This window comes from Terrabacter sp. LjRoot27 (assembly GCF_964254175.1).
In the GTDB taxonomy this organism is placed as follows: domain Bacteria; phylum Actinomycetota; class Actinomycetes; order Actinomycetales; family Dermatophilaceae; genus Terrabacter.
Genome location: NZ_CAXUSS020000001.1, coordinates 1,230,997 through 1,245,734, shown reverse-complemented (window position 1 = coordinate 1,245,734; position 14,738 = coordinate 1,230,997). Strand labels below are relative to the sequence as shown.

The 14,738-nt window shown below is 72.2% G+C and carries 15 protein-coding genes; 2 read left to right on the top strand and 13 right to left on the bottom strand.

All coding sequences use genetic code 11. The features are described 5' to 3' along the window. Positions 1-43: 43 nt before the first annotated feature. The 7 genes from ACSQ2D_RS05855 to ACSQ2D_RS05825 form a co-directional block, all read right to left on the bottom strand. On the bottom strand, positions 44-1,873 hold the full coding sequence (locus ACSQ2D_RS05855; RefSeq protein WP_435985040.1) for an ABC transporter ATP-binding protein: 1,830 nt from the start codon (positions 1,871-1,873) through the stop codon (positions 44-46). Continuing rightward, a complete protein-coding gene (locus ACSQ2D_RS05850) occupies positions 1,870-3,690 on the bottom strand; it encodes an ABC transporter ATP-binding protein (protein WP_435985039.1) in 1,821 nt (606 codons plus the stop codon). Before ACSQ2D_RS05850 ends, ACSQ2D_RS05855 begins: the two co-directional genes overlap by 4 nt. A gap of 53 nt (positions 3,691-3,743) precedes the next feature. Next, positions 3,744-4,100 carry a twin-arginine translocase TatA/TatE family subunit gene (locus tag ACSQ2D_RS05845; RefSeq protein WP_020143116.1) on the bottom strand — a complete coding sequence of 119 codons (357 nt, stop codon included), beginning with the start codon at positions 4,098-4,100 and terminating at the stop codon, positions 3,744-3,746. Positions 4,101-4,155: 55 nt separating this feature from the next. After that, entirely contained in the window at positions 4,156-5,787 is a 1,632-nt protein-coding gene (locus ACSQ2D_RS05840; RefSeq protein ID WP_435985038.1) for a trypsin-like peptidase domain-containing protein, read from the bottom strand. Then, the gene (locus tag ACSQ2D_RS05835; protein WP_435985037.1) at positions 5,784-6,503 is read right to left on the bottom strand and encodes a hypothetical protein; all 720 of its coding nucleotides are present in this window, start codon (positions 6,501-6,503) and stop codon (positions 5,784-5,786) included. The genes ACSQ2D_RS05840 and ACSQ2D_RS05835 overlap by 4 nt, the downstream gene beginning before the upstream one ends. A gap of 19 nt (positions 6,504-6,522) precedes the next feature. Next, positions 6,523-7,170 carry an RNA polymerase sigma factor SigE gene (gene sigE / locus ACSQ2D_RS05830; RefSeq protein ID WP_156415385.1) on the bottom strand — a complete coding sequence of 216 codons (648 nt, stop codon included), beginning with the start codon at positions 7,168-7,170 and terminating at the stop codon, positions 6,523-6,525. Between the two features lie 166 nt (positions 7,171-7,336). Then, positions 7,337-7,795 (bottom strand): hypothetical protein, encoded by a 459-nt coding sequence (locus ACSQ2D_RS05825; RefSeq protein ID WP_435985036.1) that lies wholly within the window; start codon positions 7,793-7,795, stop codon positions 7,337-7,339. A 72-nt stretch (positions 7,796-7,867) separates the two neighbouring features. Here ACSQ2D_RS05825 and ACSQ2D_RS05820 point away from each other — a divergent pair, with 72 nt between their 5' ends. Further along, positions 7,868-8,491 (top strand): O-methyltransferase, encoded by a 624-nt coding sequence (locus ACSQ2D_RS05820; protein WP_435985035.1) that lies wholly within the window; start codon positions 7,868-7,870, stop codon positions 8,489-8,491. Positions 8,492-8,610: 119 nt separating this feature from the next. Here the strand turns inward: ACSQ2D_RS05820 and ACSQ2D_RS05815 are convergent, their stop codons facing one another. Continuing rightward, entirely contained in the window at positions 8,611-8,784 is a 174-nt protein-coding gene (locus ACSQ2D_RS05815) for a DUF3117 domain-containing protein (RefSeq protein WP_076262632.1), read from the bottom strand. A gap of 152 nt (positions 8,785-8,936) precedes the next feature. Between ACSQ2D_RS05815 and ACSQ2D_RS05810 the strand changes: the two genes are divergently transcribed. After that, positions 8,937-9,758, top strand: a complete 822-nt coding sequence (locus ACSQ2D_RS05810; RefSeq protein WP_435985034.1) for an enoyl-CoA hydratase/isomerase family protein — start codon at positions 8,937-8,939, stop codon at positions 9,756-9,758. Between the two features lie 123 nt (positions 9,759-9,881). Here the strand turns inward: ACSQ2D_RS05810 and ACSQ2D_RS05805 are convergent, their stop codons facing one another. The 5 genes from ACSQ2D_RS05805 to dapE form a co-directional block, all read right to left on the bottom strand. After that, the gene (locus ACSQ2D_RS05805; protein WP_435985033.1) at positions 9,882-10,856 is read right to left on the bottom strand and encodes a type IV toxin-antitoxin system AbiEi family antitoxin domain-containing protein; all 975 of its coding nucleotides are present in this window, start codon (positions 10,854-10,856) and stop codon (positions 9,882-9,884) included. A 254-nt stretch (positions 10,857-11,110) separates the two neighbouring features. Further along, the gene (locus tag ACSQ2D_RS05800; protein ID WP_435985032.1) at positions 11,111-12,325 is read right to left on the bottom strand and encodes a hypothetical protein; all 1,215 of its coding nucleotides are present in this window, start codon (positions 12,323-12,325) and stop codon (positions 11,111-11,113) included. Next, on the bottom strand, positions 12,322-12,810 hold the full coding sequence (locus ACSQ2D_RS05795) for a cell division protein DivIVA (RefSeq protein WP_435985031.1): 489 nt from the start codon (positions 12,808-12,810) through the stop codon (positions 12,322-12,324). The genes ACSQ2D_RS05800 and ACSQ2D_RS05795 overlap by 4 nt, the downstream gene beginning before the upstream one ends. Further along, on the bottom strand, positions 12,807-13,580 hold the full coding sequence (locus ACSQ2D_RS05790; RefSeq protein ID WP_435985030.1) for a TIGR00730 family Rossman fold protein: 774 nt from the start codon (positions 13,578-13,580) through the stop codon (positions 12,807-12,809). The genes ACSQ2D_RS05795 and ACSQ2D_RS05790 overlap by 4 nt, the downstream gene beginning before the upstream one ends. A 22-nt stretch (positions 13,581-13,602) precedes the next feature. Continuing rightward, a complete protein-coding gene (gene dapE / locus ACSQ2D_RS05785) occupies positions 13,603-14,727 on the bottom strand; it encodes a succinyl-diaminopimelate desuccinylase (protein ID WP_435985029.1) in 1,125 nt (374 codons plus the stop codon). Positions 14,728-14,738: the final 11 nt, after the last annotated feature.

Sequence of the window (14,738 nt, the reverse complement as noted above, 5' to 3'; positions counted from 1 at the left end):
GGGCGGACCGACTCCTGCCGCCCGACTCGGGTCTTGGCTCGGGTCAGGCGAGGGAGTCGACCCAGGCGCGGTGCAGGTCCGAGTAGCGGCCGTCACCGGCCGCGAAGAGCTCGCTCGGCGCGCCGTCCTCGACGATGCGGCCGTGCTCGAGCACGAGCACCCGGTCGGCGATCTCGACCGTCGAGAGCCGGTGCGCGATGACGATGGCGGTGCGCCCGGCGAGGATCGTGCCGAGCGCCTGCTGCACGAGCCGCTCCGAGGGGACGTCGAGCGACGAGGTCGCCTCGTCGAGGATGAGCACCGCCGGGTCGGCGAGGAAGGCCCGCGCGAAGGCGACGAGCTGGCGCTGGCCGGCGCTGAGCAGCCCACCCCGGTTGGAGACCGGCGTGGCATACCCCTCCGGCAGGGCCGTGATGAAGTCGTGGGCGCCGATCGAGCGGGCCGCAGCCTCGACCTCGTCGTCGGTGGCGTCGGGACGGCCGAAGCGGATGTTGTCGGCGACGGTGCCGCTGAAGAGGTAGTTCTCCTGGGTCACCATGATGACGGCGCGGTGCAGGTCGTCGGCCGCGAGCCGCGTCAGGTCGATCCCGTCGAGGGTCACCGTCCCGGCGGTCGGGTCGTAGAAGCGGGTCGCCAGCTTGGCGACGGTGGTCTTGCCCGCCCCGGTCGTGCCGACGAGCGCGAGCGTCTGGCCGGCCGGCACGGTGAGGTCGAGGCCGGGGAGCACCGCGGTGCCGGGGACGTACTCGAAGCGGACGTCGTCGAAGCGGACCTCGCCGCGGGCCGCAGTGAGCGGCAGGGGGTCGGTGGGCACGGGGACGTCGGGCACCTCCTCGAGCACCCCGGAGAGCTTCTCGAGAGCGGCCGACGCCGACTGGAAGGTGTTGTAGAACTGCGAGATCTCCATCATCGGCTCGAAGAACTGGCGCAGGTAGAGCAGGAACGCCGCGAGGACCCCGACGGTGACCTCACCGTGGTAGGCGAGGTAGCCGCCGTAGAGCAGGACGACGGCGATCGTCACGTTGCCGATGAGCCGGATGCCCGGCATGAACCACGCGACGAGCCGGAACGCGACGAGGTTGGCCCGGCGGTACTGGTCGTTGACGTCCTCGAAGATCGCCTGGTTGCGCGGCTCGCGGCGGAAGGCCTGGACGGCCCGGATGCCGTTCATCGACTCGACGAAGTGGACGATGACGAGCGCGACGTTCTCGCGGGTCGCGCGGTAGCTCTTGGCCGACTCCTTGCGGAACCAGTTGGTCAGCAGCGCGAGGGCGGGTCCGCAGAGCAGCGCCACGAGGCCGAGCTTGACGTCGAGGACGAGCAGCAGCACCGACGTGCCCACGAGGGTCAGCGCGGCCGTGACGAGGCCGTCGAACCCGGTCTCGAGCATCTCGTAGATGGCGTCGACGTCGGAGGTCTGCCGGGAGATGACGCGTCCGGACGTGTAGCGGTCGTGGAACGCCGGGCTCAGGTGCTGGAAGTGCCGGAAGACCCGCCGACGGATCGACAGGAGGATGTCCTGGCCGATGACGCCGGACCGGACGAGGAAGAGGTTGCGGGAGATCGCCTGGGTGACGGTCGCGACGAGGACGAGTCCGACGACGAGCAGCAGCGGGCCGAGGTCACCGGACTCGCGGATCGGCGGGATGCCGGTGTCGATGCCCTCCTTGACGAGGTACGGGATCGACAGGCGGGCGGCGTTCTCGATGACGACGACGACCATGAGCCACCAGAGGGCGCCGCGCCACGGCCGGAGCACGTCGCGCAGCAGCCGCCGGGAGCGGCCGGCGAGCCGGGCCGAGGTCTCGGCCGTCAGCTCACCCAGGATGTCGTCGGCGGCGACGCCGCGCCACTGCTGGGTCGGGGCGGTCATGCCCGCACCTCCTCGATCGTGTCGCTCGTGGAGTCACCGGAGCCGGCCCCCACGTCGTCGACGGCGTCGGCGGCGTCGGCGGCGAGCAGCTCGCGGTAGGCCGGGACGCCGTCGAGCAGCTCGCGGTGGGTGCCGACGTGGGTGATGGTCCCGTGCTCGAGCAGGGCGACCCGGTCGGCGAGCATGACGGTCGAGGCGCGGTGGGCCACGACGAGGCCGGTGGTCTCGGAGAGCACGCTCGAGAGCGCCTCCTCGACGAGCTTCTCGGTGTGCACGTCGAGCGCGGACAGGGTGTCGTCGAGGACGAGGACCGCCGGCCGCGAGAGCACGGCGCGGGCCAGGGCGAGGCGCTGGCGCTGGCCGCCGGACAGGGACAGCCCCTGCTCGCCGATGCGGGTGTCGAGGCCCCACGGCAGGTCGTGGACGAAGCCGGCCTGGGCGATCTCGAGAGCCGCGAGCACGTCGTCGTCGGGAGCGTCGGCGCGGCCGAGGGTGACGTTCTCGCGGGCGCTCATCGAGGAGAGGGTCGGCTCCTCGAAGGCGGTCGCGACGAGGCTGCGCAGGGCGGCGAGCTCGAGGTCGCGCACGTCGACGCCGTCGATGGTGATGCGTCCGCCGGTGACGTCGAAGAGGCGCGGGACGAGGGCGGTGAGGGCGGTCTTGCCCGACCCGGTGGCACCGACGAGCGCGAGGGTCTCGCCGGGAGGGACGTCGAGGTTGACGTCGCGCAGCACCGGCTGGTCGGGTGCGTCGGGGAAGGCGAAGTCGACGTGCTCGAAGCGCAGGTGACCGCGGCGCGCGCGGACCTCGTGCGGGCCGGAGACGATGTCGGGCTCGGTGTCGAAGATCTCGAGGACGCGTGCGGCCGCGGTCATGGCCTCCTGGGCCATGGCGAGGATGACGCCGAGGGACGAGACGGGCCACACGAGCGAGAGCATCAGGGTGATGAAGGCGACGAGCTCGCCCGGCGTCAGGTCTCCGTGGCCGACACCGATGGCGCCGAGCAGGAGCACGACGACGACGGCGAGGTTGGGGATGATCTCGAGGAAGGTCCAGAACTTCGCCGAGAGGCGCACCTTGTCGAGGCTCGTCGCCCGCAGCTCGAGCGCCGCCTCGTCGTAGCGACGGGCCATGTGGTCGCTGCGACCGAACGACTTGATGACGCGGATGCCGACCGCGCCCTCCTCCGCCTGGGTCGCGAGGTCGCCCTGCTGGTCCTGGACCCGGCGGGAGACGACGACGTACGCCTTCTCGAAGCGCATCGAGAGCCAGGTGATCGGCACCGCCGTCGCGGCGACGACGAGCCCGAGCGGCCAGTACATCGTCAGGAGCACGATCGTGACGGCGGTGACCTGCAGGACGTTGACGACGAGGAAGAGCAGGCCGAAGCCGCTGAACCGTCGGATGGCCGAGAGGTCGGTCGTCGCCCGGGAGAGCAGCTGCCCCGACTGCCACCGGGTGTGGAAGCTCATCGGCAGCGCCTGGAGCCGCTCGTAGAGGTCGCGGCGCAGCTCCGTCTCGAGCCCGAGCACGGCGTTGGACTGCACCCACCGGCGCACGAAGATGAGGACGGCCTCGAGCACGCCGAGGGCGAGGGCGAGCAGGCCGAGCGGCAGCACCGGCGCGAGCTCGTGGCTCGTGATCGGCCCGTCGATGATGGCCCGCGTCACGAGCGGGATGGCGATGGAGAGGCCGACGCCGGCGAGCGACGCGGCGAACATGACGACGAGGGCCCAGCGGTGCGGGCGCAGGTAGCCGCGCAGGCGCCAGAGGGACCGGACCGAGGCGGGCGGTGGCGAGGCAGGATCAGCAGGCATCAAGCAGTGACGATAACCCCGACCTCCGACAGAGATACCTCTGGGTCAGAGATTCACGTGGCTTCGCTGTCCCAGGGCGTCGGGACCGACGGGTCGTGGCCCCGCGGGGTGCTCACCGGCTTGTCGACGACGGGCGACGGCTGGTCGTCCTCGTCGGGAGGCGCCGAGAGCGCGTCGCGCACGATCTTGCGGGGGTCGTACTGGCGCGGGTCGTAGGCCCGCCAGTCGACGTCGGAGAACTCCGGTCCCATCTCGTCCTTGAGCTGCTGCTTGGCCCGGTCGGCCATGCCGCGTGCCTGACGGACGAACTTGCCGAACTTGGCGGCGTACTCGGGCAGGCGCTCCGGACCCAGGATGAGGATCGCGAGCAGACCGAGCAGGAGCAGCTCCCACCCGTTGATGTCGAACACAGTCCCTCGCTTCCACGCGTACCGGCTGCGCCATCCTACGGTGGCGCCTCGTGCTCTAGCTGGCCGGATCCGCTTCCAGCGTCATCTGCAGCTCGAGCTCCTTGCCGTCACGCTCGACCTTGAGGCTCACGGTGTCGCCGACGGCCCGCGCGCGGATCGAGACGATGAGCTGGTCGGGGGTGCGGATGCGCTTGCCCTCGAAGCCGACGATGACGTCCCCCGCCTTGACGCCGGCCTTGGCGGCCGGTCCCCCGGAGGTCACGGCGTCGGGTTCGTCGACGACCTGGGCGCCGTCACCGGCGAAGGTGCGGCTGAGCTTGACGCCGATGACCGGGTGGGTCGCCTTGCCGGTCGCGATGAGCTGGTCGGCCGTGCGCCTCGCCTGGTCGCTGGGGATCGCGAAGCCGAGACCGATGCTGCCGCCGCTCGACCCGCTCGTGCCCGGCACGCGGGCGATGGCGCTGTTGACCCCGATGACCTTGCCCGTCATGTCGAGGAGCGGGCCGCCGGAGTTGCCGGGGTTGATGGCCGCGTCGGTCTGGATGGCGTTGATGTAGGACGACTCACCGGGGTCGCCCGGCTGCACGGGCCGGTTGAGCGCGCTGACGATCCCCGTGGTCACGGTCTGGTCGAGACCGAGCGGCGCACCGACGGCGATGACCTGGTCGCCGACGACGACCTGGTCGGACGCGCCGAGCGTCAGGGGCTTGAGGTCGGTGCGGTCGATCTTGAGCACGGCGAGGTCGTAGCTCGCGTCGCGCCCGACGATCGTCGCCTTCTCGGTGTCGCCGTTGCTCAGCACGATCTCGATGTCGCCGTTGACGCCGGGCTCGACGACGTGGTTGTTCGTCAGGACGTGGCCCTTGGCGTCGATGACGAAGCCGGAGCCCGTCGCCGACCCCTCGCTGCCGCCGTCGACCTTGATGGTCACGACGCTCGGGAGCGCCACGGCGGCGATGTTGGCGACCGAGCCGGCCGGCCGCTGCGTGGCTCCGGGCCCGGGATCGGGCAGCGTCGAGCCGGCGACGTTGATGCGGTCCTCGGCGACCTGGCCGGCGATGCCGCCGATGACGCCGGAGAGCAGGCACAGCCCGACGACGGCCGCGACCACCTTGCCGCGGCCGCGGCGCGCGGGTGGAGCCGCCGCGTCGGTCAGGGCGACTCCCCCGGGCGGCACGGCACCCTCAGGGCCGGGGTCGCCGTCAGCGGGTGCATGGGGCACCGAGCCGAGGTATGCCGTCGCGCCGGCTGCCGTGGCCGCGCTCGCCTGCGCCTCACCGGGTCGGGCGGGCGCCGGGGGCGCATCCGCTGCCGGGGCCGGCGGGGCGTACGCCGAGCGGTGCGCCTGCTCGGCGAGGGAGTCGGCGCGGTCGCTGCCCCAGGCGGCGTCGGCCCGGGCAGGGACCCCGGCCCCCTCGGTCGGGTGCTCGCCGCCGAAGACGTCGAACCACGCGTCGTCGCCCGATTCGCCGGAGCCGCTGCCCGCCGCGCTCGCGGGAGGCTGCGCCTCCGTCGCGGACGGGGCGGGAGCCGGTGACCCGGCCGGGATGGCGCGGGTGTCGTGCAGGTCGATGATGCCGGTCTGCTCCACCTCGGGCGCCGCTGCGGCGCCGTGGGCCTGGGTGCGCTCGCTGGGCTCGGGAGCTGCCGTCGGATCGGGGTCCGGCGTCGTCGACTCGTCGCTCATGGCCCTGATTGTGCCGAACGGACGGTGGTGACCCGAACCGGGGCCACCAGACCGGACGTCGTGCCGAGGGCCAGCGAGGCGGTGCGGGCCGACGTGCGGGTCGTGACGACCCAGTAGGGCACGTTGCCGGCGATGTCGTCGAGGCCCTGCGACTGACGCGTGACGGGAGCGACCCGGTTGCCGGGCAGCACGGAGCCACCGAAGTTGACGGCGCTGACGGGGCTGGAGCCGAAGCTCGCGACCGGCCCTCGGACCGACGGGGTGCGCGAGCCGGGCACCGGCGAGATCGCCAGGCCCCACGCAGCGGCGACCGACGCCCCTGCCGCGATGGAGGCCACGACGGCGGCCCGCATCGGTGAGCGGTGCAGGGCGGGAGCGGTGGGGCGCACGGTGGGCACGGGGTCGTAGGACGGCGCGGACGGCATACGGAAGCCGGTGGGCGGCAGCGGGATGCGCGGCCCGTCCGAGCGGCTCGGCGCGGTCGGTGCCGGCTGGGGCTCGCCCGAGGGCGCCGCGCCCAGACCCATGAGGGAGGTGCGCAGGCTCATCGGGACGCCGGTGTCGGAGCGCAGCGACGCGACGATGCGGCGCTCCTGGTCGGCCGCGGCGCGGCAGACCGTGCAGCACACGAGGTGCTTGTCGTAGAGGTGCAGCATCGCCGGCGGCAGGGCGCGGTCGACGTAGGCACGGACGTATCCCTTGAGGTGCGGCGTCACGACATCACCTCCGGGCCCATCAGCGCGAGCTCGCCGCAACTCGGCGGCCGGGAAGGCGCAGGCCGGCGCGAGCGGCGCGCGACTCGGGCTTGGCGGGACGGGCGGCAGCGGCGACCTCGGGGGCCCGGTGCGCGAGGGCCTCGCGCAGCTGGGCGCGGCCACGGTGGATGCGCGAGCGGACGGTTCCGAGCTTGACGCCGAGCGTCGCGCTGATCTCCTCGTAGCTGAGGCCCTCGATGTCGCACAGGACGACGGCCGCACGGAACTCCGGCGCGAGGGCGTCGAGCGCCCGCTGCACGTCGTCGTCGAAACGCGCGTCGTGGTAGGTCTGCTCCGGGCCCTTCTCGTTGCTCGGCAGCCGACCGGCGGCGTCGTCGGGCAGGGCGTCGAAGCGGATGCGCTGCTTGCGACGCATCTTGTCGAGGAAGACGTTGGTCGTGATGCGGTGCAGCCAGCCCTCGAAGGTGCCCGGCTGGTAGGAGTGCAGCGACCGGAAGACGCGGACGAAGACGTCGTGCGTCAGGTCCTCGGCGTCGTGCGGGTTGCCCGTGAGGCGGTAGGCCAGGCGGTAGACGCGCGCAGAGTGCTGCTCGACGATCTCCTCCCACGTGGGAGGAGTCCACGTCGAGTCGGCCTGCTCCACCGAGGTGGGAGAGGTGGACGTCACGCTGGTGCTCACAGGGGGCTGGGCCTTTCACGGAGAGGGGTCAACGACAAGAACGCCGTCAGATCTCGATTCGTTCCCGTCGATCGTCTCGGATTGCCCTGTCCGGCCGCCAGCCAGAACCTGTGGTTCTGCTGTGGACGCTCGCGGCGCGCGAGCCTCGGCTCGGTCACCGGGACTGCTCGCTGCCGTCGTGCGGGACCGCCTCGTGGTGGACGCGGCCGTGCGTGCGCCGGTCCTCCTTCATCTCCGCCTCGAAGAGGTGGCGTCGGCCGCCCACGAGGTCGTCGCGCGCCTCCTTCTCGAGGCCCTTGAACGTCGCGAAGTAGCCGTCGTCGTACTCCTCGACGATCTGGAAGGTCCACCTCCCGTGCACGACGTTGCGCCCGACGAGCTCGGCCTGGAGCCGGTCGGCGAGCTCGGTGTGGCCGGCCTCGCGGAAGAGGTCGACGGCTTCACCCAGGGCGAGGTCGGCCGTCCCCGTGAGCCGGTGGAAGCCGTAGAGGTGGCCGCGGGCGTCCTCGACGACCTCCAGCGCCTCGGAGAGCTTGCCGAGCGCCTCGACCGTGGCGTCGTCGACGCCGTCGGGACGCAGGTGCTCCGCGGTCGGCTGGTCCTGTTCGTCCATGACCTGATCCTTACCCGCTTCGGGGCGACGGGGTGCCGAATCGGTCCGGCACGTCACAGTAGGGTGACGAACATGAGCACCCAGAAGGTCGCCGCGTGGTCGCACGCCGAGGAGTTCGTCACCCCGAGCGAGCACGTCGAGGAGGCCACGCACCGCGGTGAGGAGCTCGGCGCGCCGGCCGTCGGCAACGGCGTCGGCGCCGTGCTCCAGATGCTCGCCGCCGCGACAGGGGCCAAGGCCGTCATGGAGATCGGCACCGGCGCGGGCGCCTCGGGCCTCTGGCTGCTCGGTGGCATGCCCGCCGACGGCATCCTCACGACGATCGACCTCGAGACCGAGCACCAGCGGGCCGCGCGCGACGCCTTCGCGGCGGCCGGCATCGCCCACCAGCGCACCCGCTGCATCGCCGGCCGCGCCCTCGAGGTGCTCCCCCGGATGACCGACGGCGCCTACGACCTCGTCGTCGTCGACGCCGACAAGGAGGAGTACCCCGAGTACCTCACGCAGGCCACCCGCCTGCTGCGCTCCGGCGGCACCCTCGTCATGACGTGGACCGACAAGGAGTCCGACCCCGCCAACCGTGACGCCGAGACGCGCACCCTCCGCGAGGTCGGTCGCGCCATCCGCGAGCACGACCAGTTCACCGTGTCGCTGCTGCCCGTCGGCGAGGGCCTGCTCGTCGCCGTCAAGCGCTGAGAGCACGTATGCCGTCCGGCCGGCCGGACGGCATACGCACCCTCGCGTGGGGCCTGAGACGCGAAACGGCCCCCGACCGTGAGGTCAGGGGCCGTCGAACCTGGATGTAGGCGGAAGGGTCAGCTGACGCCGTCACAACCCTGGATCGCGTCACGCAGAGCTGCAGCCTCGTCGGGGGTCATCTCGACGACGAGACGCCCGCCGCCCTCAAGGGGCATCCGCAGCACGATGCCGCGGCCCTCCTTGACGACCTCGAGCGGGCCATCGCCGGTCCTCGGCTTCATTGCTGCCATGGTTCCCCTTCCCTAGGAATCCTCGGTCTTTGGCCCCATTATTCCGTGTCTCGTTTGCGAGACCTAATTGGGGATGTGACAGAGGGCACGTCAGAGCCCCGCGAGGCCGGTCGCGCTTCCACGAGGGGACGGATTGGGACAGAGTGGCGCCCATGACGCAGACGCCCGCCTCCCCCTCCTCGCCGGCCCCCGAGCCCCTGCTCGTCGAGGTCGCCGACGGCATCGCCTGGCTCCGGCTCAACCGGCCCGAGGCGATGAACAGCCTCGACAACGCCCTCAAGGACGCCCTCGTGGCAGCCCTGCGCGAGGTCGGCGACGACCCCGCCGTGCGGTGCGTCGTGCTCACGGGGACCGGGCGGGCCTTCTGCGTCGGGCAGGACCTCAAGGAGCACGTCCGCAGCCTCGGTGACCCGACCTCGACGCTCGAGACGACGGTCACCGACCACTACAACCCGATCGTCATCGCGCTCTCGACGATGAACAAGCCCGTCGTCGCGGCCCTCAACGGGGTGGCGGCCGGCGCGGGGATGAGCTTCGCGCTCGCCTGCGACTTCCGGGTCGCCTCCGAGCAGGCCGGGCTCAACACCTCGTTCGCGGGCATCGCGCTCTCGTGCGACTCGGGCGCGTCGTGGACGCTGCCGCGGCTCGTCGGGCCGGCGCGGGCCAAGGAGCTGCTGCTCCTGCCGCGCACCGTGTCGGCGTCCGAGGCGCTGGCCCTGGGTCTCGTCACGAAGGTCGTGCCGGCCGACGAGCTCGAGGCGGCCGTGACCGAGCTGGCTCGGACGCTCGCCGACGGTCCGACGCTCGCCTACGGCTCGATCCGGCGGGCCGTGGCCTACTCCGCCGGCGCCGACCTGCCCGCGGCGCTGGCCCACGAGGCCGAGCTCATGGCGCTGACGGGTGGCAGCAGCGACCACCGGGCCGCCGTCGACGCCTTCCTGGCCAAGGAGAAGCCCACCTACACCGGCACCTGACGTTCGCGTCGGGTCCACGGACTGGCGCCAGACCCCAGCTGGTGGAACGTCCTTTGGTCCTGCCCCTGGTGGGGTTCTGACGCCACCGGACGCAGGACCATCCGTCGCACCATGCGGCGGAACTCAGCCCGTCCGCGCAATCGGCAGTGTCAGACGTGGAGTGGCTGTCACCGGAGCGCGCGTCCCGGACCGCAGGGCGGCCGCGTGGGCGCGCTCGATCCGGTGCAGCTGCGCGCTGGGGTCGCGAGCCAGTGCCGCGGGCGTCACTCCGACCACCACGACGCGCACCGCCGACAGGTCCGAGCCCTGCTCCACGGTGGCGTCCCAGTCGAGGCCGTCGGAGTGGAACGCACGAGACTGCACCAGCACGGCCATGCCCACGTCGTCGAACCACACATCGGGCGAGGTCAGCTCCTCGCCGGTGGGACCGGTGAGCACGGGGTTGGCCAGTGGCGCAGGAAGGCTACGCGACGTCCGGATCAGGGCGAGCAGGTCGGACTCGGGCACCGACCATGCACCGGCGGCGACCTCGACCAGCATGCGGCGCAGGCGGACGGAGCCGTGCCGCCCGCGCGCATCGACCCAGTGCTCGAGGTCGTCGAGCCGCACGAGGCGACGCTGGACCGCCTCGATCACGAGCGCCCGGGCGCGTCGCTCGTCGGGCGTCTCGGCCGCGGCGTCGACGACTGCTCGAGCCAGGCAACCGATGCGCAGCCCGTCTCGCTCGACGACGGGCTCGCCGGTCAGCGTTGTGCTCCGGATGTCGACCCAGGCGACGCGGCGCGACCGCCTGGGCGCGGGCACGAGCACCCGGATCGGCAGGCTGACCGAACTCGACCTCAACCCGTGCAGGGCGGAGGCGGTCGATCCTGCGAGCCAGGCTTCGTCCCCGCCGGCCAGCTGTGCGGCGACGAGGCGTTGCCGCTCCGACGACAGCCCGGTCTGCAAGGCGTAGACGCCAGGGAGCAGCAACCGCCAGTCGCGGCCGACCCTCCACCGGAGGGTGTCGCGGCTGACACCGGCCTCGAGCAGCTGACGTCGAGTGACGACGCCGTGCTGTGAGCGTGCGAGCACGAGCGTGGAGTCCGGGAGGCTCATGACCTCAGGCTGGCCCTGCTGACCGCCGCCGGCTCTCCTCGGCAGGGCGGCTGTGGACAGGGGGTGGCGGCGCCGGAAGGCTGTGGACCGTCTCCGGTGGACGGGCGAGGAGACGGCCACGGGAGCATGTTCCCCCGATCGTCGGGCATCTGGTGGCGTGATGACACCATCGGATGCAGGACGATCCGGCGGTCCATCTGCAGATCCTCGATGGCTGGCCGTCTCGGTGGCACGGGCACCGGCGACGGCTCAGGTCACGGCGGATAGTCACTCGGGGGGACGAAGCGCCAGAGGATGTCGGTCCAGTAGTACTGGCCGACGATGCTGAGGACGAGGAGGGGGACGAAGCGCCACAGCATCCGCTTCCACGTGTTGCCGCGCCGGTCGGCCCAGCCCGCGCCGAGCAGGACGACGAGGAGCGGGAAGAGCGGGATGAGGTAGCGGAAGATGCTCGTGAACGGGTCGAGCACCGCTGCGAGGTAGGCCGGGTAGGCCAGCGTCCACGTGCGCAGGTCGGCGCCGAGGTTGCGCGCCCACGGCCCGGCCACCATCGCGATGACGACGAGCGGCACGACGACGAGCATGACCGGCCCCCACGTCTCGCCGAACGCATACTCCGACATGCCGACCCACGGCGTGAACGGCTCGACGGTGCCCGAGCCCCGCCACGACGCCATGGTGTCGGTGTAGGCCGACGGCACGCCGGTGCGCCACCACGCGACGGCGGGCCACAGCAGCCCGGCGACACCGCAGCCGACGAGCGAGGCGAGCATGGCGGCATACGTGCCGGGACTGATCGGGCGCTCGCGTCGTGCGCGCCAGCGCATGACGACGACGACGAGCGTGACGAGTCCCAGCGGCACGGCGATCGGACGCGAGAGCCCGACGAGGAGGGCCACGGCGGTCGCGACGAGCCAGCGCTCCCGGGCGAGCGCATAGAGGTAGCCGACGAGGAGCAGCATGGCGAGGGACTCGGTGTAGGCCAGCTGCAGCGTCACCGACGCGGGGAAGCTCGCCCACAGGGCGACGACGAGGTATGCCGCCGGGTCGCCGATGCGGTCGCGCAGCAGCAGTCCCATGAGCACGGCCGCACCGGCGCCGCAGAGCAGGGCGATCGTGGAGCCCACGGCCGGGAAGTCGAGCCCGGTCAGGGCCATCCCGCCGCGGGCCATGAGCGGGAAGAGCGGGTAGAACGCCCACGGGTTCTGCTGGACGGCGCCGCCCTGGCCGACGGGCAGCTCGGAGGGGTACCCGTGCTGGGCGATCGTCTGGTACCACTGACCGTCCCAGAGGGCGGTGAACGGGAAGTACGACACGTGCACGTCGTCGCCGCCGGTCATGCCGGACGGCACCTGGTGCTGCATGACGAGCAGCAGGATCGTCGTCGTGACGACCCGGGCCATCGCGTAGACCGCGAGCACCCAGGCGAGGAAGACGCCGCGCGAACGCACGGAGAGCACCTCGGTCATGTGGTGCGTTCGCGGCCGACCGTCGGATCGGACTGCTCGGTGGGCTCCGAGGACTCGGCAGAATCGGCAGAATCGGCGGGCTCGGCGGACTCCGCCTTCGGCTCGGCGGACTCGGCCTCGAGCTCGGCCGCTCCGGTCGCAGGCTCGTTCTGCTCGGCGGCCTCGGCGTGCATGGGGTCGGCGGGCTCGGGCTCGGCGGGGTCGGCGGGGGCGTCCCCGCGCAGCACCGCGATCTCCTCGTCCTTCTCCCGCAGCTCGCGACGCAGCCGGTCGACGACCCCGTCGACCTGGCTCATCCGGTAGCCCCGGGCGCCCACGTCGAAGACGAGGTCGTCGAAGTCGGTGTCGCGGATCGGCTCGTCGGGCAGCGGCTCGTGGCTCAGGCTCGTCGTGTTGCGGCCGAGGCCGCCTCCGGCGAGCCCGAGGATGAGCGCGACGACGAGGCACAGGACGACGATCCCGACGAAGAGGATGAACCACTTCACGCGCGCGGCTCCTCGTAGGTGCGGATCGCCTTGACGGCCTCGTGCGGGTCGTCGGTGACGATGAGGCGGTCGAGGTCGGAGGGGCTGATCATGCCGTTGTCGAGGACGGTGTCGCGCAGCCAGTCGATGAGGCCCTGCCAGTAGGCGGCGCCCATCAGCACGATCGGGAACTCGGTGACCTTCTGCGTCTGGGCGAGGGTGACCGCCTCGAAGAGCTCGTCGAGGGTGCCGAAGCCGCCCGGCAGCACGATGAAGCCCCGCGAGTACTTGAGGAACATGACCTTGCGGGCGAAGAAGTAGCGGAAGTTGATGCCGAGGTCGACGTACTCGTTGAGCCCCGTCTCGAAGGGCAGCTCGATGCCGAGCCCGACCGACGTCCCCCTGGCCTCGAAGGCACCCTTGTTGGCGGCCTCCATCGCGCCCGGCCCGCCGCCGGTGATGACGGCGTAGCCGGCCTCCGCCAGCAGGCGCCCCACCTCGACCCCCATGGCGTATGCCGGGTCGTCGGGTCGGGTGCGCGCCGAGCCGAACACCGCGGCCGCCGGCCCGAGCTCGGACAGCGTGCCGAAGCCCTCGACGAACTCGGACTGGATGCGCATGACCCGCCACGGGTCGGCGTGCAGCCAATCGTTCGGCTGGTGCGCCTCGAGCAGTCGCTGGTCGGTCGTCGTCACGGGCACCTTGTGACGGCGCAGCGTCACCGGTCCGGTCTGGCGCCGGTCCTCGTGCGGGCTCCCCGGGGTGACGGGTGCGGGCTGGTGGTCGGTCACAGCGCCACCCTATGCGGAGAGGTCAGCGGAGCCAGCGCAGCAGGGCGGCCTCGGCGTCGACGTACTGCTCGACCGGGCAGCGCTCGTCGTCCATGTGCGCGAGGTTGGGGTCGCCGGGCCCGAAGTTGACGGCCGGGATGCCGAGCGCCGAGAAGCGCGCGACGTCGGTCCAGCCCTCCTTCGGGTTGACCGGGACCCCCAGTGCGTCGATGAACGCCTTGGCGGCGGGCAGCAGCAGGCCCGGCCGGGCACCGTCGGCCGCGTCGGCCAGCGTGACGTCGAAGCCCTCGAAGACCTGGCGCACGTGGGCGAAGGCCTCCTCGGTGTTCTTGTCGGGGGCGTAGCGGTAGTTGACCGTGACGGTGCAGCGGTCGGGGATGACGTTGCCGGCGATCCCGCCGCTGATGCCGACGGCCTGGAGGGCCTCGTGGTAGTCGAGCCCGTCGACGGTGATGGTCTCGGCCTCGTAGGCCGTCAGGCGGGAGAGCACGACGGCGGCGTCGTGGATGGCGTTGTGGCCCTTCCACGGCCGGGCCGAGTGGGCGGCGACGCCCTTCGTCACGATCTCGGCGCGCAGCGTGCCCTTGCAGCCGCCCTCGATGGCGCCGTCGGTCGGCTCGAGCAGGACGGCGAAGTCACCGGCGAGCAGGTCCGGCGACGTCTCGGCGAGCCGGGCGAGACCGTTGTACTTCCCGTCGATCTCCTCGCACTCGTAGAAGAGGAAGGTCAGGTCGCGGCTCGGCTCGGGCACCTGGGCGGCGATGCGGAGCATGACGCCGACGCCGCCCTTCATGTCGACCGTGCCCCGGCCCCAGAGCTCGCCGTCGACCCGGCGCGTGGGCAGGTTGGGGACCGCCGTGAGCGGCACGGTGTCGATGTGTCCGGCCAGCACGACGCGCTCGGAGCGGCCGAGGGAGGTGCGGGCGACGACGGTGTCGCCGTCGCGGACGACCTCGAGGTGCGCGAGGGGCCGCAGGGCCGACTCGATCGCGTCGGCGAGCGCCGCCTCGTCCTGGCTGACCGACTCGATGTCGCAGATCGCCGCCGTGAGCGACGTGACGTCGGCGGACAGGTCGAGGGTGCTGCCACGGGCACCCGCGTCGGCGGGGACGGTGGTCGGGTCGGCGGACGGCGAGGTGGACGGCATACGGGAAGGCT